At 59.8% G+C, this 24,262-nt stretch carries 22 protein-coding genes and 1 pseudogene; 17 read left to right on the top strand and 6 right to left on the bottom strand.

What is annotated here, in order from left to right:
• The first annotated feature begins 102 nt into the window (after positions 1 to 102).
• On the top strand, positions 103 to 819 hold the full coding sequence (locus BLU26_RS00800) for a TorF family putative porin (protein WP_092283060.1): 717 nt from the start codon (positions 103 to 105) through the stop codon (positions 817 to 819).
• Positions 820 to 1,008: 189 nt separating this feature from the next.
• Here the strand turns inward: BLU26_RS00800 and dcd are convergent, their stop codons facing one another.
• The 4 genes from dcd to dctP all read right to left on the bottom strand — a co-directional run bounded on the left by dcd (position 1,009) and on the right by dctP (position 5,531).
• Positions 1,009 to 1,575 carry a dCTP deaminase gene (gene dcd, locus BLU26_RS00795; protein ID WP_092283059.1) on the bottom strand — a complete coding sequence of 189 codons (567 nt, stop codon included), beginning with the start codon at positions 1,573 to 1,575 and terminating at the stop codon, positions 1,009 to 1,011.
• A 70-nt stretch (positions 1,576 to 1,645) separates the two neighbouring features.
• Positions 1,646 to 2,737 (bottom strand): iron-sulfur cluster carrier protein ApbC, encoded by a 1,092-nt coding sequence (gene apbC, locus BLU26_RS00790; protein ID WP_092283058.1) that lies wholly within the window; start codon positions 2,735 to 2,737, stop codon positions 1,646 to 1,648.
• Between the two features lie 107 nt (positions 2,738 to 2,844).
• Positions 2,845 to 4,224 carry an NAD-dependent succinate-semialdehyde dehydrogenase gene (locus BLU26_RS00785; protein ID WP_092283057.1) on the bottom strand — a complete coding sequence of 460 codons (1,380 nt, stop codon included), beginning with the start codon at positions 4,222 to 4,224 and terminating at the stop codon, positions 2,845 to 2,847.
• 143 nt (positions 4,225 to 4,367) lie between these two features.
• Positions 4,368 to 5,531 (bottom strand): TRAP transporter substrate-binding protein DctP, encoded by a 1,164-nt coding sequence (dctP, locus tag BLU26_RS00780; RefSeq protein WP_092283056.1) that lies wholly within the window; start codon positions 5,529 to 5,531, stop codon positions 4,368 to 4,370.
• A 233-nt stretch (positions 5,532 to 5,764) separates the two neighbouring features.
• Here dctP and BLU26_RS00775 point away from each other — a divergent pair, with 233 nt between their 5' ends.
• The 3 genes from BLU26_RS00775 to BLU26_RS00765 all read left to right on the top strand — a co-directional run bounded on the left by BLU26_RS00775 (position 5,765) and on the right by BLU26_RS00765 (position 9,579).
• Positions 5,765 to 6,358, top strand: a complete 594-nt coding sequence (locus BLU26_RS00775; protein ID WP_092283055.1) for a TRAP transporter small permease — start codon at positions 5,765 to 5,767, stop codon at positions 6,356 to 6,358.
• A 21-nt stretch (positions 6,359 to 6,379) separates the two neighbouring features.
• Positions 6,380 to 7,660, top strand: coding sequence for a TRAP transporter large permease (locus BLU26_RS00770; protein WP_092283054.1), 1,281 nt, complete (start codon positions 6,380 to 6,382; stop codon positions 7,658 to 7,660).
• A 197-nt stretch (positions 7,661 to 7,857) separates the two neighbouring features.
• Positions 7,858 to 9,579, top strand: a complete 1,722-nt coding sequence (locus BLU26_RS00765) for a methyl-accepting chemotaxis protein (RefSeq protein ID WP_092283053.1) — start codon at positions 7,858 to 7,860, stop codon at positions 9,577 to 9,579.
• Between the two features lie 10 nt (positions 9,580 to 9,589).
• Here the strand turns inward: BLU26_RS00765 and BLU26_RS00760 are convergent, their stop codons facing one another.
• Positions 9,590 to 10,210 (bottom strand): alpha/beta family hydrolase, encoded by a 621-nt coding sequence (locus BLU26_RS00760; RefSeq protein ID WP_092283052.1) that lies wholly within the window; start codon positions 10,208 to 10,210, stop codon positions 9,590 to 9,592.
• A 367-nt stretch (positions 10,211 to 10,577) separates the two neighbouring features.
• Between BLU26_RS00760 and ccoN the strand changes: the two genes are divergently transcribed.
• From ccoN to BLU26_RS00695, 13 genes and pseudogenes are all read left to right on the top strand, one after another.
• Positions 10,578 to 12,005 carry a cytochrome-c oxidase, cbb3-type subunit I gene (ccoN, locus tag BLU26_RS00755; RefSeq protein WP_092283051.1) on the top strand — a complete coding sequence of 476 codons (1,428 nt, stop codon included), beginning with the start codon at positions 10,578 to 10,580 and terminating at the stop codon, positions 12,003 to 12,005.
• A 12-nt stretch (positions 12,006 to 12,017) separates the two neighbouring features.
• On the top strand, positions 12,018 to 12,626 hold the full coding sequence (gene ccoO, locus BLU26_RS00750; protein WP_092283050.1) for a cytochrome-c oxidase, cbb3-type subunit II: 609 nt from the start codon (positions 12,018 to 12,020) through the stop codon (positions 12,624 to 12,626).
• Between the two features lie 6 nt (positions 12,627 to 12,632).
• Positions 12,633 to 12,821, top strand: coding sequence for a cbb3-type cytochrome oxidase subunit 3 (locus BLU26_RS00745; protein ID WP_092283049.1), 189 nt, complete (start codon positions 12,633 to 12,635; stop codon positions 12,819 to 12,821).
• Positions 12,821 to 13,714 (top strand): cytochrome-c oxidase, cbb3-type subunit III, encoded by an 894-nt coding sequence (ccoP, locus tag BLU26_RS00740; protein WP_092283048.1) that lies wholly within the window; start codon positions 12,821 to 12,823, stop codon positions 13,712 to 13,714. Before BLU26_RS00745 ends, ccoP begins: the two co-directional genes overlap by 1 nt.
• Positions 13,715 to 13,915: 201 nt before the next feature.
• The gene (gene ccoG, locus BLU26_RS00735) at positions 13,916 to 15,328 is read left to right on the top strand and encodes a cytochrome c oxidase accessory protein CcoG (RefSeq protein ID WP_092283047.1); all 1,413 of its coding nucleotides are present in this window, start codon (positions 13,916 to 13,918) and stop codon (positions 15,326 to 15,328) included.
• Positions 15,329 to 15,391: 63 nt separating this feature from the next.
• Positions 15,392 to 15,907 carry a FixH family protein gene (locus tag BLU26_RS00730; RefSeq protein WP_157719259.1) on the top strand — a complete coding sequence of 172 codons (516 nt, stop codon included), beginning with the start codon at positions 15,392 to 15,394 and terminating at the stop codon, positions 15,905 to 15,907.
• Between the two features lie 3 nt (positions 15,908 to 15,910).
• Positions 15,911 to 18,364 carry a heavy metal translocating P-type ATPase gene (locus BLU26_RS00725; RefSeq protein WP_092283045.1) on the top strand — a complete coding sequence of 818 codons (2,454 nt, stop codon included), beginning with the start codon at positions 15,911 to 15,913 and terminating at the stop codon, positions 18,362 to 18,364.
• Entirely contained in the window at positions 18,361 to 18,612 is a 252-nt protein-coding gene (gene ccoS / locus BLU26_RS00720) for a cbb3-type cytochrome oxidase assembly protein CcoS (RefSeq protein WP_092283044.1), read from the top strand. Before BLU26_RS00725 ends, ccoS begins: the two co-directional genes overlap by 4 nt.
• Positions 18,609 to 19,355 (top strand): sulfite exporter TauE/SafE family protein, encoded by a 747-nt coding sequence (locus tag BLU26_RS00715; protein WP_092283043.1) that lies wholly within the window; start codon positions 18,609 to 18,611, stop codon positions 19,353 to 19,355. The genes ccoS and BLU26_RS00715 overlap by 4 nt, the downstream gene beginning before the upstream one ends.
• Positions 19,356 to 19,441: 86 nt before the next feature.
• The gene (fnr, locus tag BLU26_RS00710; RefSeq protein ID WP_092283042.1) at positions 19,442 to 20,173 is read left to right on the top strand and encodes a fumarate/nitrate reduction transcriptional regulator Fnr; all 732 of its coding nucleotides are present in this window, start codon (positions 19,442 to 19,444) and stop codon (positions 20,171 to 20,173) included.
• A gap of 14 nt (positions 20,174 to 20,187) precedes the next feature.
• The gene (locus tag BLU26_RS00705; RefSeq protein WP_092283041.1) at positions 20,188 to 20,736 is read left to right on the top strand and encodes an adenine phosphoribosyltransferase; all 549 of its coding nucleotides are present in this window, start codon (positions 20,188 to 20,190) and stop codon (positions 20,734 to 20,736) included.
• Between the two features lie 53 nt (positions 20,737 to 20,789).
• A pseudogene (locus BLU26_RS00700) lies at positions 20,790 to 21,634 on the top strand (ion transporter).
• A 120-nt stretch (positions 21,635 to 21,754) separates the two neighbouring features.
• Positions 21,755 to 22,396, top strand: coding sequence for a response regulator (locus BLU26_RS00695; RefSeq protein ID WP_172830623.1), 642 nt, complete (start codon positions 21,755 to 21,757; stop codon positions 22,394 to 22,396).
• 69 nt (positions 22,397 to 22,465) lie between these two features.
• Here the strand turns inward: BLU26_RS00695 and BLU26_RS00690 are convergent, their stop codons facing one another.
• Complete coding sequence (locus tag BLU26_RS00690; protein ID WP_092283039.1) at positions 22,466 to 24,250, bottom strand: ATP-binding response regulator; 1,785 nt, start codon at positions 24,248 to 24,250, stop codon at positions 22,466 to 22,468.
• Between the last annotated feature and the right edge of the window lie 12 nt (positions 24,251 to 24,262).

Raw genomic sequence — 24,262 nt, 5'->3', positions numbered from 1 at the left:
GACATAAGCAAATGAAAGTAAAAGGTTTTTAAAACCTGGCAAGCAAAATGCTATGAGAGCAATGCCAACGCATTTAATCAAAACATTTTGGGGAAACACGCGATGATGAAGAAACTTGCAGTTGCCGTTGCTACCGCCAGCACACTGTCCTTTGCCAACATGGCACACGCTGAAGCATTTGACACAGCGATTGGGGAAATCGACGCGAGCATGACTGTAACTCTCGCCACCGACTACATCTGGCGCGGCCAGTCTCAGACTGACGGTGCAGGCGCAATTCAAGGCAGCCTGGACTTCGCCCATGAAAGCGGCCTGTACATCGGCGCCTGGGCATCCAACGTAGATGCCGACGACTTCGGTGGCGCCAGCGTAGAAATCGACTACTACGCAGGCTACGGCGGCGCCATCACCGATGACATCACCTACGACCTGTCCTGGGCCACTTACACTTATCCGAAAAACAGCTCCATCGACGTCGAAGAAGCGCTGGCCAGCCTGAGCCTGTATGGCTTCACTCTAGGCGCCAAGTACGCCTATGACCCGTCCAGCGCCCTGTATACCTACATCGACTACGGCTTTGACCTGCCATGGGACATGGGTCTGGGCCTGCACTACGGTCTGACCGATACCAAAGACCCGCTGAACGGTGTTGACGGTGACGAAGAGTACGGCGACTGGGCTGTCAGCATCGGCAAAACCGTCCTGGGCCTCGACATGGCGCTGATGTATAGCGATACCGACCTAGGTGACGACTGCGCCTATTCAGACAGCGACTCTTGCGACGCGAACTTCACTTTCTCCGTGTCCAAGTCTCTGTAAGAGCACTATCTGACATCCCCACTCATCCAGGGATGTCATCAGCTGAAGCAGTAGCATTACACCGGTCTCGCACGCCTTGTTCCACGGCAAGGTTCGCAGACCGGTTTTTTTACGTCTGCAATGCTGCGTTAGCTGTGATTCAAGCAAAAAAAACCGGCGCTAAAGCGCCGGTTTTGCCATCCACTTGCCTCAGGCGCGTGGCAGGGTCACACCGCGCTGGCCCTGGTACTTGCCGCCACGGTCACGGTAAGACACTTCACAGGATTCGTCAGACTCGAAGAACAGCATCTGCGCCACACCTTCGTTGGCGTAAATCTTGGCCGGCAGCGTGGTGGTGTTCGAGAACTCGAGGGTCACGTGCCCTTCCCACTCAGGCTCCAGCGGCGTGACGTTGACGATAATGCCGCAACGCGCGTAGGTGCTCTTGCCCAGGCAAATGGTCAGTACGTCGCGCGGAATGCGGAAGTACTCAACCGTGCGTGCCAGCGCGAAGGAGTTTGGCGGAATGATACAAACATCACCCTTCACATCAACGAAGCTCTTTTCATCAAAGTGCTTGGGGTCGACAGTGGCCGAGTGAATATTGGTGAATACCTTGAACTCATCGGCACAGCGTACATCGTAGCCGTAGCTGGACACCCCATAAGAGATCACCCGATCGCCTTCCGCGCCGCGCACCTGGCGCTCCACAAAGGGCTCGATCATCCCGTGCTCCTGGGACATTCTGCGGATCCAACGGTCGGCTTTGATGCTCATGGTGTGTCCTGAACTGGTCGAAAAAGAGCCTGCATGTTACCGGGTTATGGGAGCGGACAAAAGACCACGGTCAGTCATCACTGATGCTGATCTCCGGCATCCCCTGGCCAGCCGCCTGCTGGCTGATGCGCGCGCCGACATGTCGCGCCATATCCTGGTAGATCATGCTGATCTGGCATTCCGGTTCGGCGATGACAGTGGGCTTGCCGCCATCTGCCTGCTCACGAATCATCATCGACAGCGGCATCGAGGCCAACAGGTCTACCCCGTACTCATCGGCCAGGCGTTCGCCGCCGCCTTCGCCAAACAGATGCTCGGCGTGACCACAGTTGGAACAGATGTGAATAGCCATATTCTCGACCACACCCAGCACCGGAATATTCACCTTCTCGAACATGCCGATGCCCTTCTTGGCATCCAGTAACGCCAGATCCTGCGGCGTCGTCACGATCACCGCGCCGGTTACCGGCACCTTTTGCGCAAGGGTGAGTTGAATATCACCGGTGCCCGGCGGCATGTCGACCACCAGGTAGTCGAGCTCATCCCAGGCCGATTGGGTCAGCAGCTGCATCAGCGCACCCGACACCATGGGCCCGCGCCAGACCACCGGCGTGGTGTCGTCGACCAGAAAAGCCATCGACATCACCTGCAAGCCGTGTGCGCGCGGCGGGATGAACCATTTGTTGTCGCGCACCTCGGGCCGGGTACCTTCCGGTAGGCCCAGCATCAAGCCCATGCTGGGGCCGTAGATATCGGCATCCAGTACTCCAACCTTGCCGCCCTCACGCGACAACGCCAGCGCCAGGTTGGCAGCCGTAGTAGATTTGCCCACGCCCCCCTTACCCGAGGCCACGGCAATCACGTTCTTGACGTTGGCAAGCGCCGGCACCTTGCCTTGCAGCTCGCCCGCAGCGACCTCAAAGCCTACCTTTATATGGGCGGCGGTGACGCCGTCGAGGTTCTCGACAGCGGTCTGGATCATCTGCGCAATGCCGCCGACGATGGAGCCCGCAGCATACCCCAGTACCAATTCGGCATTGACCACCCCTTCTTCTATATCCAGACGCCGCAGACAGCCGCTGCTGATCAGATCGGTTTTCAGATAGGGGTCCTGGTACTGGGCTATGGCCTGCTCGACAGCAGCGCGATCAACTTGGCTCATGGGGTGTTCCGATCAACTTGGGGAATGGGCGCTATGCTACTGGCTCGCTGGCCATCATGAAAGAGCGCCGCACTGCGCGCAGAGGTGCAGACAGTGCGGCGACCGCCTTACTGGTGACTGATCATCACCGCCTTGATGTTGACGAACTCGCGAATGCCAAATCCACCGTGCTCGCGGCCATAGCCGCTGTCCTTCACGCCGCCAAAGGGCAAGTGCGGCTGCGCCAGGTTGTAGCCGTTGATGTTGACCATGCCGGTATCAAAATGCAGTCGCGCAAGCTCAATGGCGCGATCTTCGTTACGCGAGAAAATACCGCCACCCAGACCATAACGCGAGTCGTTGGCGATACGCATGGCATCTTCATCGTCGGCAGCCTTGATCAGCGCCGCAACCGGCCCGAACAACTCGCCGTCGTAAGCCGGCATACCGGGTTTGACGTCTTCCAGTACCGTAGCGGGGTAGAAGAAGCCGGCGCCCTCGGGAATCTGCCCGCCCACACTGACTTTAGCGCCCTGGCGTACCGACTCCTGAACTTGTTCGTGCAGGGTCTCGCGCAGGTCCTTGCGGGCGATGGGGCCCAACTGGGTGCCCTTCTGGCGCGGGTCACCGGTCTTGATGGCGGCCATCTGCGCGACAAACTCATCGCGAAACTCATCGTATACATCCGCCGCGATCACAAAGCGCTTGGCAGACACACAGGTTTCGCCGTTATTGACCACACGCCCCTGCACGCAGGTTTTCACCGCCAATTCAATATCGGCATCGGACAGCACCACGTAGGCATCGTTGCTGCCCAACTCCAGCACTGTTTTCTTAACCACCTTACCGGCTGCCTCGGCGATCTTCTTGCCGGTATTGTCGCTGCCGGTAAAGGTAACGCCGCGCACCTTGGGATGCTCCACCAATTTGCTGGCACCGGCGCCGTCGAGCAACAGCGACTGGAAGACACCCTCCGGCAAGCCCGCCTCGAGATACAGCTGCTCGATCTTCTGCGCCATACCGAACACATTGCTCGCGTGTTTCAGCACAGTAGTGTTGCCCGCCATGATATTGCAGGCGCTGTAACGGATGACCTGGTACAGCGGGAAGTTCCACGGCTGAATGCCCAGAATCACGCCGATTGGCTGGTAGGTAATCAGCGCTCGGCCACCCTGTAGCGGCCGGGTTTCATCCTTCAACTGCTCGGGCCCCTGCTCGGCAGAATACCGGCAGATAGCTGCGCACAGCTGACACTCCTGGCCGCCCTGGGCAATCGGCTTGCCCATTTCGCGGGTCATCAGCTGCGCCAGCTCATCGCTGTGCTGCTCGATCAGGTCGGCCATTTTATTCAGTACCTTGCCACGGTTGGCCAGGCTCTCCATTCGCCAGCTCTGAAAGGCGGCGTCAGCGCGATCGATTGCAGCGCTGGCCGCCTCGTCGCTCAGCAAGCGGTATTCGGTAATCTGTTCACCTGTGCTCGGGTCAATGGTGCTGACTGTCTTGCTCATGGTGTTCTCCATTGGAAGTGAGTAACGACTACCTAACGTGCGACCACAAAAAACCCGGATCAGCTCACGCCAATCCGGGTTTTCTGCAATTACCTCGAATACGCGACTCGAGGTAAGCACTACTGCAAATGGCTCACTGCGTATCAGGCAGCCTCATCCATTGCAGGCTCTTCTGCTTCTGATTGCTCATCGGCTGGTTCGGCCGCAGCGGGTTCGGCAGCAGCTGCCGACTTGTCTACATCCGCCTTCTCGACCTGCTCCAGCAGGGCATTCATCAGGCGCGTACCACGCTCACCCACCATCTCGGAAAACACTTCACGTACCGGCAGGCTGCGCTCGCGGAACACCTCACGCTGCTCTGGCGTCAAGTAAACCAGCTCGATATCGCTGTTCTCAGTGATGATATCCAGACGCTCGGTGTTCAGGCGGGTCTGCACGTCGTGAATGTAAGGCACCAGCTCGGTGACCGCCTCTTCAATCACGTCCTTGCGCTCCTGGCTCAAGCCGTCATACCAAGGGCTGTTGGCCATAAAGGTGGCGATGAATTCAGCCTGGTTGGCAAAGATCAGGTAGTCCTGGACCTTGTAAAAATCCATCTCCTGATGCGCAAAGACCGGCTGGATGTTGCCGTCCAGCTGGCCAAGCTGCATGCCACTGAACAACTCGCCGTACTCCATGGTGGTCGGATCGGCGCCATAAGCGCTGTAGGTTTCGCGCAGCAGGCGGTTATCCATGGTGCGGATGGCCATGCCGTCGAAATCCTCGGGAGACCGCACTTCCTTATTCGCGCTCCATACCTGCCAGCCTTCGGGCACGATGGCCAGGGGCTGTAGATCACGTTCGCGGAAAGACGCGACCAGATCTTCGTTCTTGCGGAACTCAGGCGCGTTGAGGATCTCGGCGTTGGTTTTTTCGTTGTCGGTCAGCACAAAGTTAAGGCTGAACAGTTGCGACTCGGGAACGGTCCCGCCCAGAAAGCCGGAGCCAAAGGCAAACTGTACGGCGCCTGACTGAACCTGATCATAGATATCTGTCAGACCACCCAGCTGGCCGTAGGTATAAAGCTTCACCTCCACCTCGCCATCGGTCTTTTCCTTGACCAGCTCGGCGAACTTGGCGCCGTATTCGTACTGGACGCTGCCCTCGATCTCTTCCAGCGCAAAGCCCCAGGTCTCAGGTTCGGCAGCGGCAGTGGTTTGCTCCGCTTCCGCTTCGGGCGCCGCAGTTTCAGCCGTAGGCTCTTCATCCGATCCGCAGGCCGCCAGCAGGACTGCCGCTGCACCAATACATCCATTACGCCAATTCATGGAACACTCCTTATCAACTGTTCTGGTTAGCTAAATAACCCTAACATACGACCAGCGGATGTCCACCCGTGCAAAACCGCTTGGGATAGGGTATGTTCAAAAACAGATCGTAAATCGATAACGCCATCACAAGCTGACCGGCACGTCGATTTCAGCACACGAATTCAAATCGGGCCGTATTTTCACGCACCCGGTCAGAGCCTGACCCAACAGGCCAAGCAGAGGACAGCTCAATGCCCGAGCCTGGCGACACGTCGGCCAGCCACTCTCCAAAGGCATTGCTCAGCAAAGCGCTGGGCGCACTGGATCGCACGTCGGAACACATCGAAAAAACCATTCTCGGGCTCAGCGTGCTGTTTCTCGCCGGTTTGCTGATAGTGCATGTACTGGGCAGGCAGCTGCTGGGTAACGGTCTCACCGGGCAGGTCGAACTCACTCAAATAAGCCTGATTGTGATGACCTTTGCCGGCCTGGGTTACGGCGTGCGGCGGGCCCGCCACATCTGCATGTCGGCCTTCTACGATCAGCTCAGCGGCTGGCCACGCAAGGCGCTGCTGGTATGCATCAGCCTGTTGACCGGCGCCTTGATGTTCTACTTCGCCTGGTACGCCTGGGAATACGTCAGCGCTATTCAGGATCGCGGGCGCACCTCCTCTGCCTTGCAAATCCCGTTGTGGATTCCCTACCTGGCAGCACCAATCGGGTTTGCTCTGGCGGGCATTCAATACTGGCTCACCGCCATCCGCAATTTGATCTCCCGCGACATCTATCGCTCCTTCACCGAGAAAGAAGAGTACGACGCCATTCCCGACGATGGCGCCGTCTAACCGCTAGCTATTGGACCCCGCATGCTGACTCTGACGTTCATAACCATGATAGTGCTGTTGATGCTGGGCTTCCCGATGATGGTGCCGTTGCTGGTCGCCAGCTTGATGCTGCTGTTTCTGGTTATCGACATGGGCAATGTTGGACTCTTGATGGGGCAGATGATCAGTGGCGTGCAATCCTGGGCACTGGCCGCGGTGCCCCTGTTCATATTTGCCGCAGACCTGATGACCCGCGGCCACACCTCCCAGCGGCTGCTTGACTTGGTACAGAGCTTTGTCGGCCATTTACGCGGCGGCCTGCCGATTACCACGGCAGCCAGCTGCACGCTGTTCGGCGCGGTGTCGGGTTCAACGCAGGCGACCGTCGTCGCCATGGGCGGTCCCATGCGGCCCAAGCTGCTTGAGAAGGGCTACTCCGACGCCTTCAGCATCGCGCTGATCATCAATGCCAGCGACATTGCCCTGCTGATTCCGCCGAGCATCGGCATGATCATCTACGGCGTGGTATCGGGCTCATCGATCGGCGACCTGTTCATCGCCGGCATCCTGCCTGGCCTGCTGATTCTGGTGCTGTTCTCGGTGTACTGCTGGATTGGCTCCATCCGTATGGGTATCGAACCCGAAGAGCGCGTCGGCTGGGCGGTGCGCTGGCAGGCAATGAAGAAGGCGTTACTGCCACTGGGCTTCCCGCTGGTGGTGGTGGGCGGCATCTATGGCGGAATTTTCAGCCCCACCGAAGCCGCTGCCATCGCCGTACTCTACGCACTGATTCTTGAGGTCATCATCCTGCGCGCGGTAAAACTGAAAGAGATCTGGGACGTGGCCCTGTCCACCGGTCTGATCACCGCCGTGGTGTTCATTCTGGTGGCTGCCGGCAATGCTTTTACCTACACCATCTCTTTTGCCGGCATTCCACAAGCCATACTGGAGCCGGTTATTGCCAGCATTGGCGATAGCCCAACGCTGGTTCTTGGCCTGATTGCTGTCTCATTTTTCATCGGCTGCATGTTTGTCGACCCTATTGTGGTCATCCTGATTCTGACACCGCTGTTCAAGCCCGCGGTTGAAGCTGCCGGTCTGGATCCGATTCATGTCGGCGTGATCGTCACCCTGCAGGCCGCCATAGGTTCGGCCACACCGCCCTTTGGCTGCGATATCTTCACTGCGATGGCGATTTTCCGGCGGCCGTATTTCGATGTAATAAAAGGCACACCGCCCTTCATTATCATCCTGCTGTTTGCCACCTTGCTGCTGGTACTCTTCCCCAGCCTGTCTCTCTGGCTGCCGTCGCTGGCTCATTGAACCAGCGCTCGGCAGGGCCAGCCCGACTACAGTCGCTTACATTAAACTGCAAATCAGCCGGGCAAATGGCAGAAATGACCTATAGATTTGCTGAGCAGCTGCCGATACTGTGTCTAGAACGAGACGAGAGTCTCATTTTGTGACAGTGTGTTATTACAAGCACTGCCCAATAAAAATAACGATGCAGCGAGTCAACCATGCCAAACCAGTACCCAGCCGCTCCCCTGTCTGCGGACCGACACAACAAGCCCTCCTCCGCACCGGCGTTGTCACCGCTGGTTCGCTGTTTGGGGTTAATGGCCTGCGAGCTGTTTTTCTTTGTTGCTTTGATATCGATCGCCGAGGGCACGCTGTTCTGGGTGGCTATCGCTATGGTCGCGCCCACCTTGCTGCTGACCTGGTGGAGTGTACCGGGCACTGCCGGTACCGGGACCTCACTGAGCAACCAACTGAGCAAAACCAATAGCCAGCAGATTGACTTGCGCGCGCTGGATCAGACCACCAGCGAAGAAGCCAGCCGCCAGTTCGCCGAACTGAACAACCGCCTGCGCAGCATCATGCTCGAGCTGCAACAAAACAGCTTGGGTACCGCCCTGGCATCCGCCAACAGCCGACTACTGTCCGAGCAAGCCGCGCGCGATGCCGGCAAACAGCAGCAGCTGTCCGAACTCATCTTCCACGCCAGCGAGCAGACCACCCAGGCGCTGCAGGATATCTCCTCACGCGCCACCGGGGTGACCGAGGTCAATACCCGCAATCTGGACATGGCCCGCGAGTCCAAGGTGCAGCTCGGCAATGCCCGCGACAAGATGAAGTTGATCAACGCTGCCATGGATGGATTTAAGAACAATATCAATGCCTTGGACGCCACATCGGGCAAAGTGCGTGAGATTCTCAAAACGGTCCAGGATTTCTCCGCACAGACCAACATGCTGGCCCTGAACGCAGCCATTGAAGCGGCCCGCGCCGGCGAGCAGGGGCGCGGCTTTGCCGTGGTGGCCGATGAGGTGCGTAACCTGTCATTCAAGGTAGGCAACGCTGCCGAGCAGATCAGTCAACTGATGGAACAGATGACCGAGGCCATGGCCGGTGCCGAGCAACAGACGCACGGCATGCTGGAGCAAACCGAATCCACCGGCTCCGCTGTCAGCAGCGCTGCTGATCAGTTCGATACGCTGGTAGAGGATTTCCAGCGTACCAACGACGACCTGTTGATGGTCAGCAGCGCCCTGGAAGAGTTGACGGCCACCAACGCCGAGACCCTGCAGCATGGCGGCGAAATACGCGATCTCAGCATGACTATCAGCAAGCGCATGGAAGATACCTTTACCCAGGCCGACTCCCTGCGCGACAACACCAACCTGGCCCTGCGCGCGCTCGCCGGTTTCCGGCTGGGTGAAGGTCACCTGGAAGCGGTGACTGAGTTGTTGATGGGGCGGCGCCGCGAGATGGAAAGCCGCCTTGAGCAACTGGCAGACAGCGGCGTGGATCTGTTCGATCAGCATTACACCCCTATCGCCAACACCAATCCACCCAAGCACGAGGTGAGCTGGGCCAACGCCTTTATCGAGCGCGTACGCCCGCTGCTGGATGAGTGGGACAAGGGCGGCAAGGACGGCGTCGTGTACACCGCTGCGGTCAACGAAAAGGGCTATCTGCCAACCAGCCGCACGGCCTCTTCCCAACCTCCGACCGGTGACTTCGCTACCGACGCGGCGCGCAGTAACTACAAGCGTTTTGCGGTGACCAGCGAGGCCGATCTGCGGGTCATGGGCTCATGCACCTATTTGAACCTGGGCACCTTCGTGCTACCGGGCACTACCATGGTGGTCTTCGTCCTCTACGTGCCTATCTTTGTCAAAGGCCGCCGCTGGGGCACTATGTCCGCCGCTATCATGCCCGCCGCCCTGGGCGTCTGACCCCCTCATATCACAGGTGCTGCCGGCAGAAACCGGCAGCCACCTCGGCCGCCTCGGCTATCAACTCCTGCTGCGTTCGCCCACTCGCCTTCAATGGCTTGAAGTCATGCTCACCGCTGTCCAGCCAATGCAGCTGCAGATGTGAATCCAGCGTATAAGCTGCCAGCTCCTCCGGTTTACCAAAGGGATCGCGGGTGCCCTGTAAGATCAGGCCAGGGCACTCCAGCTGCTGCAAATGCGCGATACGCGTTTTCTCCGGCTTGCCCGGTGGATGAAAGGGATAACCAAAACAAAGGAAGCCACGCGCGCCCAACTCGCCAGCCAGCATACTGGCTACCCTACCGCCCATGGACTTGCCACCGACAAAGAACGGCTGATCCAGCTCACCGCACAGCTCGCGCAAATGGGCCTGCAAAACCGGCATGGGATTGGGTGGGCGCTTGCCGCCATCACGTCGCCGCGCAGCCATATAAGGAAACTCAAAACGCAGTACGCGTACGCCGCGCAGCGCCAGCTGCGCGGCCAAAAGCGCCATGAAAGGACTGTCCATCGGCGCACCCGCACCATGTCCAAGCACCAACGTGGCCCCCAGGGGGGTTACCGCTTCATCAAGCAAAACCGCGTTTGACATATTTTCTCTCAATAGTGGAATGCGACATCTTGTCACAGCGGCAAACTTGATCCGCTGCGCTTCACAGATCCGCCAGCGACGGCTACGCTGATTAGGGCAGAACATACGGGCCTCGCGCGCAGGCGGCCGGAAACCCGTAGCCCTCATCAGCGCTCATCGGAAGACGGTGACATGCCAGCAACCAAGCGGTCGATGAACAACTGCCAAAGGCGTCATAGCAGCAGCATAACAATAGCCTGCAAAGCCGTTCCAGAGGCCATTTCCCGCGGCCAAACAATGACCTATGTCATTGCAATGCGCGCGGGCTTTCCTCATACTTGCCAGCGCTTTAATACCCATAAACCAACTGCTATCCGTGGAATCTCGCATGAGCACAGCTACCACTCCGACAGCCTATAACTATAAGGTGGTACGCCAGTTCGCCGTCATGACGGTCGTCTGGGGTATCGTAGGCATGGCCATGGGCGTCTTTATTGCCTCCCAACTGGTCTGGCCTGAACTTAATTTTGGCTTACCCTGGACCAGCTTTGGGCGTCTTCGTCCACTGCACACCAACGCCGTCATCTTCGCCTTTGGCGGATGCGCCCTGTTTGCTACCTCCTACTATGTAGTGCAGCGAACCTCACAAGCGCGCATCGTCTCCGACGGCCTGGCTGCTTTCACCTTCTGGGGTTGGCAGGCAGTGATCGTGCTGGCGGTTATCACCCTGCCACAGGGTCTGACCTCCACCAAGGAATACGCCGAGCTGGAATGGCCGATCGATATCCTGATTGCGGTCGTCTGGATCAGCTATGCGCTGGTGTTCTTCGGCACCATCATGAAGCGCAAGATGAAGCACATCTATGTCGGCAACTGGTTCTTCGGTGGTTTCATCATCACCGTCGCCGTGCTGCACATCGTCAATAGCATGGCGGTACCGGTCTCACTGACCAAGTCGTACTCCATGTATGCCGGTGCGACTGACGCGATGATTCAGTGGTGGTATGGCCACAACGCGGTTGGTTTCTTCCTGACTGCGGGCTTCCTAGGAATGATGTACTACTTCGTACCCAAGCAGGCTGAGCGTCCGATCTACTCCTATCGCCTGTCGATCGTGCACTTCTGGGCGCTGATCTCCATCTATATCTGGGCCGGCCCCCACCACCTGCACTACACCGCCCTGCCTGACTGGGCTCAATCCCTAGGCATGGTGATGTCGCTGATTCTGCTGGCTCCGAGCTGGGGCGGCATGATCAACGGCATGATGACCCTGTCCGGCGCCTGGCACAAACTGCGCACCGATCCCATCCTGCGTTTCCTGGTTGTGGCGCTGGCGTTCTACGGCATGTCCACCTTTGAAGGCCCGATGATGGCCATCAAGACCGTGAACGCGCTGTCCCACTACACCGACTGGACCATTGGTCACGTACACGCCGGTGCTCTGGGCTGGGTTGCCATGATCTCCATCGGCTCTCTGTACCACATGATCCCCAAGATCTTTGGTCGCGAAGCCATGTACAGCACCCCGCTGATCAACGCCCACTTCTGGTTGGCGACCATCGGCACCGTGCTCTACATCGTTGCCATGTGGGTCAACGGTATTACCCAGGGTCTGATGTGGCGTGCAGTCAACGTCGACGGCACTCCGACCTACTCCTTCGTCGAAGCTCTGGAAGCCAGCCATCCGGGTTACATCGTGCGGATGATCGGCGGCGCCTTCTTCCTGCTGGGCATGCTGCTGATGGCTTACAACGTGTGGCGTACCGTGCGTCACAGCAAGCCGGCGGCACTTGAAGCCGCAGCCCAGACTGCTTGAGGGACGAATTAGATGAAAATGCATGAAACCGTAGAAAAGAACCTGGGCCTGATGGTCGTGCTGATGGTTATCGCCATCAGCTTCGGCGGCCTGGTCCAGATCGTCCCGCTGTTTTTCCAGCCGGAAACCACCCAGCCGGTAGAGGGCCTGCGCCCTTACACTGCCCTGGAACTGGAAGGTCGTGACCTGTACATCCGTGAAGGCTGCGTTGGCTGCCACTCGCAGATGATTCGTCCTTTCCGTGCCGAGACAGAGCGCTACGGCCATTACTCGGTCGCCGGTGAAAGCGTTTGGGAACACCCCTTCCTGTGGGGCTCCAAGCGTACCGGTCCGGATCTGGCCCGTGTCGGCAAGCGTTACTCCGACGATTGGCACCGTGCTCACCTGATCAACCCGCGTGACGTGGTGCCGGAATCCAAGATGCCCGCCTTCCCCTGGCTGCAGGACAACGTCCTCGATGGCAAGTACACCGCCAAGAAGATGGAAGTGCTGCGTGGAATGGGCGTGCCTTACACTGACGAAGACATCGCTGGTGCCAAGGAAGCGGTTGAGGGAGTGTCCGAAATGGACGCCATCATCGCCTACCTGCAGCACCTCGGCACTGTCCTTTCGGATCGGTAAGCAACCATGGATATCAACACTCTCCGCGGCCTGGGCACCATCTTTGCCATGGTGGCCTTCATTGGTGTCGTGATATGGGCTTACAGCTCATACAAGAAGAAAGACTTCGACGAAGCAGCGCAACTGCCCTTCCTCGATGACGACGACGCCAAGGCCACGGAAGAGCAGCAAGATGATGCTAGGAGTAACAAGTAATGACTAATTTCTGGAGCGGGTACATTGTTGTCCTGACCCTGACCTGCCTGGGCCTGATCCTGTGGTTGCTGCTGGCCACGCGCAAGGGTCAGCGTCCGGAGCAAACCGACGAGAAAGTCGGCCATAGCTTTGACGGTATTGAAGAGTACGATAACCCCCTGCCCCGCTGGTGGTTTGTACTCTTCGTCGCCACCATGGTATTTGCTGCCTTCTATCTGTTCCTGTATCCGGGCCTGGGCAAATGGCCCGGTTACCTGGAGTGGACTTCAGTCAAGGAATATCAGGCTGAAGTCGCCAAGGCAGAAGAGCAGTTTGCTCCGATTTTCGCCAAATACCGCGAAATGCCGGTGGAAGAAGTAGCCAAGGATCGCGATGCCACCCGCATTGGCCAGCGTCTGTTTGCCACCAATTGCTCGGTCTGCCACGGCTCCGACGCGCGCGGTGCATTCGGCTTCCCCAACCTGACCGACAACGATTGGCTGTACGGCGGCGACCCGGAAACCATCAAGACCACACTGCGCGGCGGTCGTCAGGCAGCCATGCCTGCCTGGCTCAACGTAATTGGTGAGTCCGGTGTGCGCAACGTCTCTGGCTATGTTCGCAGCCTGTCTGGTCTGGAAACAGAAGGCGTTGATCTGGTTGCCGGTGCCGAAACCTTCACCAATACCTGTGTGGCCTGTCACGGCGCAGACGGTAAGGGCAACCATCAGATGGGCGCGCCGAACCTGACCGACGATATCTGGCTGTACGGTTCCAGCTTCCTGCAGGTTCAGCAGACCGTGCGCTACGGCCGTAACGGTCACATGCCGTCGCAGGCGCATCTGGGTGAAGACAAGATCCACATGCTGGCCTCCTACATCTACAGCCTGTCCCATCAGCAGGACGAGCAGTAAGGTGTAGTTAGCACGTAAGTAAAAGCACTGACAGATGGGGGAACTTGGTTCCCCCATCTTGTTTCTGGCTTTCCGGCTGCGCGACCACTGGTCGCATTGTGCAGCTTACCAATCCGGTCTATTTTCAGTGATACAGGCAAAGTCTGACCCTACGTGAGGTCAGTCCGCCAACACTCCCCTTCGCCTGAGGGTCAGCCTGATATGAGCAGTAAAATCCCCCTGGAAGACGTCACTCCCAAGGTAGAAACCTACGACCTCTACGCCAAACGCGAAAAGATACAGACCCGCTCTTACAAGGGCCTGTTCAAGAACATTCGCCTGGCCGGGGTGGCATTCCTGTTCATGCTGTACTTCGGTACCGTCTGGCTGCAGTGGGGTGACCGCCCTGCAGTGCTCTGGGACCTGCCTGCCCGCCAGTTCCACATCTTTGGCGCCACCTTCCAGCCGGAAGACTTTTTCCTGCTGTCGTTTCTGCTGATCATCTGCGCCTTTGGACTGTTCTTCATTACCGTCTTTGCCGGCCGGGTCTGGTGTGGCTATACCTGCCCGCAGACGGTCTGGACCTGGGTATTCATGTGGGCCGAACGCGTTACCGAGGGCGAGCGCAACGCGCGTATCAAGCTCGATCACGCGCCCATGAGCCTCAACAAATTCGCGCGCCGCGCGGCCAAGCACAGCATCTGGCTGCTGGTATCGCTGGCTACCGCACTGACCTTCGTCGGCTACTTCACGCCGATCCGCGGGCTGATCGTCGAGATGTTTACCTGGCAGATGGCCGGCTGGTCGCTGTTCTGGGTGTTCTTCTTTACCGCAGCTACCTACATCAACGCCGGTTGGCTGCGTGAACAGGTGTGCATCCACATGTGTCCGTACGCTCGTTTCCAGAGCGTGATGTTTGACGCCGATACGCTGATCGTCTCCTACGATGCGGCGCGCGGGGAGCCGCGTGGCTCACGCAAGAAAGGCGCCGATCCCGCCGAGGTTGGCAAGGGTGACTGCATCGATTGTGAAATCTGCGTGCAGGTCTGCCCTACCGGCATCGACATTCGCAATGGCCTGCAGATCGAGTGCATCAGTTGCACCGCCTGTATCGACGCCTGCGATGAAGTGATGGAAAAGATGGATTACCCGCCGGGCCTGATTCGCTACACTACCGAGCACAGTCTGGAGGGCAAGCCGACCAAAGTGTTCCGCCCCCGCCTGTTCGGTTATGGCACCGCCTTGCTGGTGATGATTGGCCTGTTCATCATCACCGTCAGCAATATTTCTCAGGTCTCGCTGGATATTGAACGCGATCGAAATGTTCTGTTTCGAGAAACCAGCAGCGGCCAGATCGAGAACGTGTACATTGTCAAAATCTTCAACAAGGGTACTACCGAGCGCAGCTACCGGCTGAGCATGCAAGGCCATGAAGGGCTCACTCTGCACTTGCCGGATCGCCCACTGCTGGTCGGCCCAAGCAGCAAACTGCAATTGCCGCTGAATGTGCAGATCGACCCGGCAGAGCTGGATGGCGCAACCAACATACCCGTCATCTTTGAAGTGGTCGCCACCGATGACGACAGCGTCGTCGCCAGCTCGGAAAGTCGGTTCATGGCACCCAAGGTGCGTTGATCGCCGGGCGACGCTCAACCCGTTAGCGCAAAGACAGTCAGGTCAATGATTACAGGAACACCCATGCAGCACGACAACCTCAGCACGCCCTGGTACAAGCAGTTCTGGGCCTGGTTCATCATCGCCATTCTGGCCTTTGCGGTGTTCATTGGCCTGGGGCTGCTGTTCGTTGCCACGCTCAACCCCGACAGCCTGGTACGCGACAACTATTACACTGAGGGCAAGGCCATCAACCTGTACCTTGGCCGCGACCATATGGCACGCGACCTGGGCGTGGGTGCTGATTTCGGCATCGACGAAGTCACCGGTGACATCACCCTGGAGCTGCAGGGTGACTTTGTGGCTTTGCCGCGCAGCCTTACGCTCGACCTGATCTCCCCCGCGCACGCCTCGCAAGATCGCGCCATCATCCTGCGGCAGATTCGCGGCAACAGCTACACCGGCCAGCTCGAACAACAGATCGAAGGCCGTCGCTACATTGAGCTCAGCGATCCGGACAAACCCGGCGACAAGGGCTGGCGTCTGACCGGCGAGCTGAACCTGGTACCCGGTCAGCGGTACCAGATTTCCGCACAGTAACCGATGGCGCAACCCACCCCCTGTTTTCACTGTGGCGAACCGGTTCCCGCCGGCGCGCCCTGGCACGCGAACATACTTGGCGAACAGCGGCCACTGTGTTGCCCCGGCTGCCTGGCGGTGGCGGAAGCCATTTGCTGCGCCGGGCTGGAATCCTATTACCAGCACCGGACCGAGCGCTCCGCCAACCCCGAAGCCATGCCGCGGGTACTGCAGGACGAGCTGGAGCTGTATGACCGGCAAGACGTGCAACAGCGCTACACCTCCTCCCAAGGCACTGGCCAGCAGATTCAGCTACTCATCGAAGGGATCAACTGCGCCGCCTGCTGCTGGCTGATCGAGCGCCACCTGCGCGCGCAACCCGGCGTGCTGGAGGCCAGTCTGAACATGGGCAATCAGCGCCTCAGCCTCAGCTGGCAGGCCGACGCCACCAAACTCTCGACACTGATTGCAGGGCTGCGGCGCATCGGTTACACCGCCCACCCGTACGAGCCCGACAAGGCTGCCGAGCAGATTGCCGCCGAAAACCGCCGCTATCTGCGCCGCCTGGGTTTGGCGGGGCTGATGTTCATGCAGGTAATGATGGCAACCATGGCCCTGTATGAGGAGTTTGATCAGGACCTGACCGAGGGCATGGCACATCTGCTGCGCTGGGCCAGCCTGCTGATGACCACCCCGGTGGTGTTTTACAGCTGTGCGCCCTTCTTTCAGGGCGCCTGGCGCGACCTGAAAAACCGCCGCCTGAGCATGGATGTCTCGGTCTCGCTGGCGATCGGCGGCGCCTATCTGGCCGGCATCTGGGCCACCGTCATCGGCCGCGGCGAGGTGTACTTCGACTCGGTCACCATGTTCGCCTTCTTCCTGCTTGCCGGCCGCTATCTGGAACGCCGCGCGCGCCAGCGCACGGTGGAAAGTACCGCCCGGCTGGTCAATCTGTTGCCACCCAGCACGCTGCGTATTGCCGCGGATGGCAGCAGCCAGCGCATCATGCTGGAGGAGTTGACCTGCGGCGACCTGGTCGAAGTCAAACCCGGTGAAAGCATCCCCGCTGACGGGCGTATTCGCCAGGGCAGCAGCAGCATCGACGAGTCTGCGCTGTCCGGCGAATACCTACCCATCGCCAAAACCGCCGGCGATGCGGTTACCGCCGGTACGCTCAATGTCGAAGGCCCCCTGCAGATCGAAGTGACGGCGCTGGGCGACCAAACGCGGCTCTCGGCCATCGTCCGCCTGCTGGAACGCGCCCAGTCCGATAAGCCCCGGCTGGCGAAACTCGCCGATCAGGTTGCGCAGTACTTTCTGCTCGCGGTGCTGCTTTCGGTGGTCGTGGTGGGCACCCTCTGGTGGTCGCTGCGCGACCTTGATACCGCATTCTGGATTGTGCTGGCCATGCTGGTAGCGACCTGCCCCTGTGCCCTCTCACTGGCGACGCCCACCGCGCTGACCACCGCCACCGGTAGCCTGCACAAACTCGGCCTGCTGATTACCCGTGGCCACGTACTGGAAGGCATGAAGCAGATCAGCACGGTCATTCTCGACAAGACCGGCACCCTGACCGAAGGTCGTATGACGCTGGAGCAGATTCAGCCCTTTGCCGCGCATGATGCCGATCAGGCGCTGCACTGGGCGCGCACGCTGGAAAGCAGCTCGGAGCACCCGATTGCTCGCGCCTTCGGCCGCAGCCTGCACAGTGCCAACGCCATCGAAAACGTGCCGGGCCAGGGTCTGCAGGGCGAATGCGACGGACAAACACTGCGCATCGGTAAAGCAGACTTTGTCAGCACGCTGGGCGGCTATACCCCACCTGCCTACCCCGAAGCGCCAGGCCAGTGGCTGCTGTTGGGCAACGCGGATGGTCCAATCGCCTGGTTTGCCCTGAACGACCGCTTGCGCAGCGACGCCGCCGCCATGGTGGCCGCATTGCAGGCGCGCGGTTTGCGGGTTGTCCTGTTGTCTGGCGACCAGGCCGCAGTGGTTGACCGCATGGCCGAACGACTGGGCATCAGCGAAGCGATCGGCAACGCCAGTCCCGACGACAAACTGGCCTACGTGCAACAGCAACAGGCGCGCGGCGAGAAGGTATTGATGCTGGGTGATGGTGTCAACGACGTGCCAGTACTGGCCAGCGCCGACATCTCAGTAGCGATGGGCAACGCCTCGGACCTGGCCAAGACCAATGCCGACGCCGTGCTGCTCAACAGCCGCCTGCTGACCCTGGTCGACAGCCTGCAGGTAGCTCAGCGCACCCGCGCCATCATGATCGAGAACCTGGCCTGGGCCAGCCTGTATAATCTGGCGATATTGCCGCTCGCCGCACTGGGCATGGTCACGCCAGCCTGGGCGGCACTCGGCATGTCAGCCAGTTCATTGCTGGTGGTACTCAACGCCCTGCGCCTGACCCGGTTCAGGCTTGCGCCGCAGCAGGCGTCCACCGGCCAACTCGCGGAGGCCCGCGCATGACCGTACTCTACATTCTGGTTCCGATCGCCATTTTGCTGGTGGTGATCGCCATCTGGGTTTTCAACTGGGCGGTGAACAACGGCCAGTACGACGATCTCGATAGCCCCGCGCACAGCATCCTGTTTGACGAGGATGACCCGGCCCATCTGGCCGCTCAAGGCCGCAGCAAAGCTGCCAGCACCCCAGATCAAGGCGCCAACCAAAGCGACGACAAAACCGCCCAAGCCGACGACGACCGCCCGGCATGAGCGCAGACTTGCTGCCGCAGCTATTTACCGCTCTGGCGCTGGGGTTGCTCGGCGGCGGCCACTGCATCGGTATGTGCGGTGGCCTGATGGGTGCACTGACTCTGGCCATCCCCGCCGAGCAGCGCAAGGGCTGGCCATTGTGGCGCATCCTGCTGAGCTACAACCTGGGCCGTATCAGCAGCTATACACTCGCCGGTGCCCTGCTCGGCAGCTTCGGCTGGGCATTGCAGGGGATGGGCTTGGGCGTGGTGCTGCGCACCATCGCCGGTCTGCTGATGATCTGCATGGGCCTGTATCTGGCCAACTGGTGGTCGGGGCTGACCCGTATCGAATCGCTCGGCCGTGGCTTATGGCGCCACATTGAGCCTCGCGCGCGGCGCCTGCTTCCGGTGCAGCGCCCCGCTCAGGCGTTGTGTCTGGGCATGCTCTGGGGCTGGCTACCTTGCGGGCTGGTATACAGCTCACTGGTGTGGGCCAGCAGCCATGGCAGCAGCGGCACCTCGGCACTCCTGATGCTCGCCTTCGGGCTGGGTACGCTACCTACCCTGCTCGCCACCGGCGCCGCCGCCGACAAGCTGACTGCCCTGCTGCGCAAGCGCAGCCTGCGCATCGGCGCGGCCAGTCTGATCATCGCCTTTGGCCTCTGGACCCTGCCCGGACCGCACCAGCAGTGGGTCATCAGCACGCTCGCGCCACCCGGCAGCCAGCACAGTGGTGGACACCATGACCATGCCCAACCCTGACGGCAACAATTTGCGCACACTCCGATGTGAAACCCACCAGCGCTTGTTGTACGCTTGCAGCTATCCGCCAACGAAACGAGTCCCCCATGTCTGACGCCATCAAACTGCGCGCCCTGCCCGAAGCGCACTGCAAGGATTGCAGCCTGGCGACCATGTGTCTGCCCCTGGCCTTGCATGACAACGAAATGGACACCCTCGACAACATCGTCAAGCGGGGCAAGCCGCTGCGCAAGAACGAGATGCTGTTCCGTCAGGGTGATACCTTCAGCTCGGTTTACGCGCTGCGCTCCGGCACCATCAAGACCTTCAGCGTCAACGACGCGGGCGTCGAGCAGATTACCGGTTTCCATCTGGCGGGCGAGTTGATTGGCCTTTCCGGCATGGACGGTGAGCGCCAGCCGCTGTCTGCCGTGGCGCTGGAAACCACCTCGGTCTGCGAAATCCCCTATGAACGCCTGGATGATCTTACCGCCAGCATGCCCGGCCTGCGCCGTCAGGTAATGCGCCTGATGAGCCGTGAGATTCGTGACGACCAGCAGATGATGCTGCTGCTCTCGAAGAAAACCGCAGATGAACGTATTGCTACCTTGCTGATCAACCTCTCTGCACGTTTTCGCTCGCGCGGCTACTCGGCCAATCGCTTCCGTCTGGCCATGTCACGTAACGACATCGGCAACTACCTGGGCCTGGCCGTGGAAACCGTGTCACGCGTGTTTACCCGCTTCCAGCAGCAGGGCCTGATTGCCGCTGAAGGCAAGCAAATTGACATTCTTGACCACGCCGAGCTGTGCGCCCTGGCTGGCGGCCAACTCGACTGATTGCAGGAACCACGATGATTTTTGACGAATACACCATCAAGTCGCTGATTCGCCCGGTGCCCGACTTTCCCAAGCCTGGCGTTACCTTCCGCGATATCACGCCGCTGTATCACTCACCGCGCGCCATGCGCATGGTGGCCGACAGCCTGATCCAGCGTTACGTCGAGTCGCCCGTCACGCACATCGGCGCCATTGACGCCCGCGGCTTTCTGCTGGGTGCAGTGCTCGCCTACGAGTTGAACAAGCCGCTGGTGCTGTTCCGCAAGGCCGGCAAGCTGCCCGCCGATACCCTGCGCGAAAGCTACGCCACCGAATACAGCGAAACCACACTGGAAATGCACCGCGACGCCCTCAGTGGTGGCGAACAGGTGTTGCTGCTGGATGATTTGATCGCCACCGGCGGCACCTTTCTCGCCGCCGCCCGGCTGGTGCGCCAGTGCGGTGCAAACGTGTACGAAGCCGCCGCCATCATCGACCTGCCCGACCTTGGCGGCTCGCGCAGCATGCAGGATGCCGGCATTCCTACCTTTACCCTCTGCGCCTTTGCCGAGGACGAACAGTAACCGCCCGCAGGGCTTGCCGCTCACGCGGGCTCTGCAGCGCCATTGACGCTCCCATGACCGACACATTGAACCTCACCCGCCCCTGGCGGCAGCGGCTGGCCGACTGGCTTGACCGCCCTGCCGTGCAGTACCTGATTACCACACTGATCCTGATCAACGCCGTGATTCTCGGCCTGGAAACCTCGCCCAGCGCAATGCAGCACTGGGGCGGCGGCCTCAAGGCATTGGATCAACTGATACTCGCCTGCTTCGTCATCGAAATTGGCCTGCGTTTCACCGCCCACGGCTGGCGTCTGCTGCGCGACCCTTGGGGCCTGTTCGACACCCTGGTTATCGCTATCGCCCTGGTTCCGGCCAGCGGGCCGCTGGCCGTGCTGCGCGCGCTGCGAGTACTACGCGTGCTACGGCTGATCTCGATTGTTCCCAGCATGAAGATGGTAGTGCAGTCGCTGCTGTCTTCGCTGCCGGGCATGGGCAGCATCGTTGCGCTGCTGGGGCTGATTTTCTATGTCGCCGCGGTAATCGCCACGCAGCTGTTCGGCGAGCACTTCCCCGAGTGGTTCGGCACCCTTGGCGCCAGCCTGTACACCCTGTTTCAGGTAATGACGCTGGAGAGCTGGTCGATGGGCATAGTCCGACCGGTCATGGCGCAGTTCCCCTATGCCTGGCTGTATTTCGTGCCCTTCATCCTGATTGCCACCTTCATGATGCTGAACCTGTTTATCGCGGTCATCGTTGATGCCATTCAGACTCAACGCGAGCGCACCGCCGAGCACGCGCCCCCGGGCCACCAACCGAGCAGGCTTTGCTGCTCGAGGAGGTGCGCCAGTTGCGTGCTGAGCTGCATAGCCTGCATCAGCGCTTGCCACCGCCAACAGGCGGCGCAGACGAGCAATAGCGCACAGCCTCGCGGCCTGCTGCTAGACCTGCCGGACAGGGTTGCTTATTATCACCCAGGTGAAAAATAACAAGTCTGCCCGGCCTTCCGGCATGAAGGCAGCTGTCGAGGATGACGAACATGAGCAGTAATCTGCCGCCGGATACCCGGCTGTTGTTGATTGATGATCACCAGATCTACCTGGACGGCCTCAGCCTGACGCTGGGCAGCCTATGCGAAGGGGTACAACTGGACCATGCGCACAATGCGGCGCAGGCCCTGCAGCAAGTCCAACACAACACCTATGACCTGATTCTGCTGGACCTGCAGCTGCCCGACAGCAGCGGCCTGGCGCTGCTGCAAAAGCTGCGCAGCGAAGACGCCATGGTGCCGGTCGCGGTACTGACCGCGAGCAACAGCCCCAGTGATCTGGACGCAGCACTGCAACTGGGCGCGGCCGGCTTCATCAGCAAAACCGCCGATGGCAAAACCCTGCTCGATGCCGTTACCCAGCTGCTCTACGGCGTGCAGGTGGTGATCGGCGATGAAAATCGCCCGCTCGACCGGCAAAGCAGCGCACGCGATGTCGGCATCACGCCCAGGCAACTGGAGATCCTCGACCTGCTCGCAGAGGGCTTGCCGAACAAGGTGATTTGTCAGCGTCTGTCGCTCTCAGAAGACACGGTAAAGACCCACCTCAAGGCACTGTTCACCTCGCTCGAGTGCCACAACCGGACCGAATGCGTAAGTAACGCGCGCAAACTCGGCCTGGTCAGCTTCTAGCCGGATTTTCTTTTCGCTCACCGGGCACGGATGCCCGCCACAAGCCACTGCCAAGCGCCTGGAAACAACTTACTGCCGCAGCGCCAACAGGTTATGCACCACGCGCCGCAAGCGGGCCGGCAAGACTGGCTTGTACAGCAGCTCCACATCCGCCAGCCGCGCGGCCTCGGTCACGTCCTCTGAGGTATCTGCGGTAACCAGCGCCGCCGGGCCGGCAAAGATCGCCTGATCGCGTAGCGTACGCACCAGCATCAAACCATTTCGCTCGCCCTCCAGCCGATAGTCGGTCAGCAGCACATCCACCGTGATGCCCTGCAGCCCGCGAATGGCCTCTTCGGCACTTTCAAAGGCCCACACAATACAGCCCCAGGCCGACAGCAACGCCTGCATGGCTTCACGGCTGACACGGTCATTTTCAATCAGCGCTACCTGGCCACTCAGGGTCGGGGCATGCTGCTGCTGCGGGGCTTGGGTCTGCAGTTGCCACTCACCCAGCGGCACATCGAACCAGAAACGCGAGCCGGTGCCGGGGTGCGACTGCAATCCGGAGGGGTACTCCAGCAGGTGCACTATCTGACGGCAGATGCTCAAGCCCAAGCCCACGCCCTTGTCCAGCGTTCGCGCGGGATTGCGCAACTGGGTGAACTCTTCATAAATCCGCTCCTGATCTGCCTCTGCCAGACCACATCCGTCGTCCACTACAGCAATGCGCAGGCGCTCATCCACCCGCTGTACCTCAATGCTGACGGTACTCGCCTCGGCATGAATGAGCGCGTTGTTCAGGTAGTTGCGAATCAGTCGTTCCAGCAACAGTGGGTCGCTGTGTACCGCGTAGGCCTTGTTGCAACGCAGCTGCAGCCGAATATTGCGGCGACTGGCAAAGGGCTCGAGACTGTCCAGCAACTGCTGCAACCAGGGCTCGAGATTGAATGAGCGCTCCTGCGCACGCACCATGCCCACCGACAGGCGCGACATGTCGAGCAGCGAGTTGAGCATCGCCTGCAGCAATTGGGTAGAGTCGGCCAGACGCGCCACCGTCTTGCTGGCCTCAGGGCTGTCGACCTGTTCATACAAATGCTGAATAAACAGCGACATCGCATGCAACGGCTGCCGCAGATCATGGCTGGCGGTGGCCAGAAAACGCGTTTTGCTCTGACTTTCGCGCTCGGCGCGGTTACGCGCCGCCTCCAGCAGCTGCTCGTTGAGGTAGGCGCGGCGTTGCATGTATTCATACAGATAGGCGCCGAAAGCGCCCATGATGGTGAAATTGATCAGGAAAATACTGTTGGATATCACCAAAGCCCGACTTGAGCCGATCGCGTATTCCGCCAGCAAATAGACCGCCACTATGGCCCCGGAGCCGACGATGGCGTGGCGCATGGGCAACGCCAGCAGAAACATACCCGACAGCAGCACCACATAAAGCCCATCATGGGTCACCCGTATGGACACCTCCGCCAGCCTGGCCACGATAATCACCATGGCAATCATCAGCCCGGTGCAGAAGTACGCCAGTGTGGAAACCGCAAAAGCCCGGTTGGGCGCTACCTTACCCACCCGGTTGGAATAGAAAAGAGCAAAGCAGATAGCCAGCAAACCGATCATCCGCACCACCAGCGTGTAATCACTGACCCAATGCGGCAGATAGACGTAGTCCAGCAACATGAAAAACAGCATGAATGAGATCGACGAGATCGCGACTATCTTGACCCGTGCGCACATCTTGGCGTGCAGATACAGCTGAAATCCGGGCTCCAACTGCGCGCTGAAGCGCAAGCGGGCAAAGCCCCGCTCCTGCGCCAATAAGGCCGGCTCATCAATGACTGTCGCTGCAGTCACAGTCGGGTTACTCATGGTGTTTCATCC

The organism is Halopseudomonas sabulinigri (genome assembly GCF_900105255.1).
Classification (GTDB): Bacteria; Pseudomonadota; Gammaproteobacteria; order Pseudomonadales; family Pseudomonadaceae; genus Halopseudomonas; species Halopseudomonas sabulinigri.
This window is presented reverse-complemented; position numbering and strand designations above follow the sequence as displayed.

Coding starts and splice junctions, on each gene's coding strand:
- BLU26_RS00800 (WP_092283060.1), top strand. CDS start 103: ATGATGAAGAAACTTGCAGTTGCCGTTGCTACCGCCAGCACACTGTCC.
- dcd (WP_092283059.1), bottom strand. CDS start 1,575: ATGAGCATCAAAGCCGACCGTTGGATCCGCAGAATGTCCCAGGAGCAC.
- apbC (WP_092283058.1), bottom strand. CDS start 2,737: ATGAGCCAAGTTGATCGCGCTGCTGTCGAGCAGGCCATAGCCCAGTAC.
- BLU26_RS00785 (WP_092283057.1), bottom strand. CDS start 4,224: ATGAGCAAGACAGTCAGCACCATTGACCCGAGCACAGGTGAACAGATT.
- dctP (WP_092283056.1), bottom strand. CDS start 5,531: ATGAATTGGCGTAATGGATGTATTGGTGCAGCGGCAGTCCTGCTGGCG.
- BLU26_RS00775 (WP_092283055.1), top strand. CDS start 5,765: ATGCCCGAGCCTGGCGACACGTCGGCCAGCCACTCTCCAAAGGCATTG.
- BLU26_RS00770 (WP_092283054.1), top strand. CDS start 6,380: ATGCTGACTCTGACGTTCATAACCATGATAGTGCTGTTGATGCTGGGC.
- BLU26_RS00765 (WP_092283053.1), top strand. CDS start 7,858: ATGCCAAACCAGTACCCAGCCGCTCCCCTGTCTGCGGACCGACACAAC.
- BLU26_RS00760 (WP_092283052.1), bottom strand. CDS start 10,210: ATGTCAAACGCGGTTTTGCTTGATGAAGCGGTAACCCCCCTGGGGGCC.
- ccoN (WP_092283051.1), top strand. CDS start 10,578: ATGAGCACAGCTACCACTCCGACAGCCTATAACTATAAGGTGGTACGC.
- ccoO (WP_092283050.1), top strand. CDS start 12,018: ATGAAAATGCATGAAACCGTAGAAAAGAACCTGGGCCTGATGGTCGTG.
- BLU26_RS00745 (WP_092283049.1), top strand. CDS start 12,633: ATGGATATCAACACTCTCCGCGGCCTGGGCACCATCTTTGCCATGGTG.
- ccoP (WP_092283048.1), top strand. CDS start 12,821: ATGACTAATTTCTGGAGCGGGTACATTGTTGTCCTGACCCTGACCTGC.
- ccoG (WP_092283047.1), top strand. CDS start 13,916: ATGAGCAGTAAAATCCCCCTGGAAGACGTCACTCCCAAGGTAGAAACC.
- BLU26_RS00730 (WP_157719259.1), top strand. CDS start 15,392: ATGCAGCACGACAACCTCAGCACGCCCTGGTACAAGCAGTTCTGGGCC.
- BLU26_RS00725 (WP_092283045.1), top strand. CDS start 15,911: ATGGCGCAACCCACCCCCTGTTTTCACTGTGGCGAACCGGTTCCCGCC.
- ccoS (WP_092283044.1), top strand. CDS start 18,361: ATGACCGTACTCTACATTCTGGTTCCGATCGCCATTTTGCTGGTGGTG.
- BLU26_RS00715 (WP_092283043.1), top strand. CDS start 18,609: ATGAGCGCAGACTTGCTGCCGCAGCTATTTACCGCTCTGGCGCTGGGG.
- fnr (WP_092283042.1), top strand. CDS start 19,442: ATGTCTGACGCCATCAAACTGCGCGCCCTGCCCGAAGCGCACTGCAAG.
- BLU26_RS00705 (WP_092283041.1), top strand. CDS start 20,188: ATGATTTTTGACGAATACACCATCAAGTCGCTGATTCGCCCGGTGCCC.
- BLU26_RS00695 (WP_172830623.1), top strand. CDS start 21,755: ATGAGCAGTAATCTGCCGCCGGATACCCGGCTGTTGTTGATTGATGAT.
- BLU26_RS00690 (WP_092283039.1), bottom strand. CDS start 24,250: ATGAGTAACCCGACTGTGACTGCAGCGACAGTCATTGATGAGCCGGCC.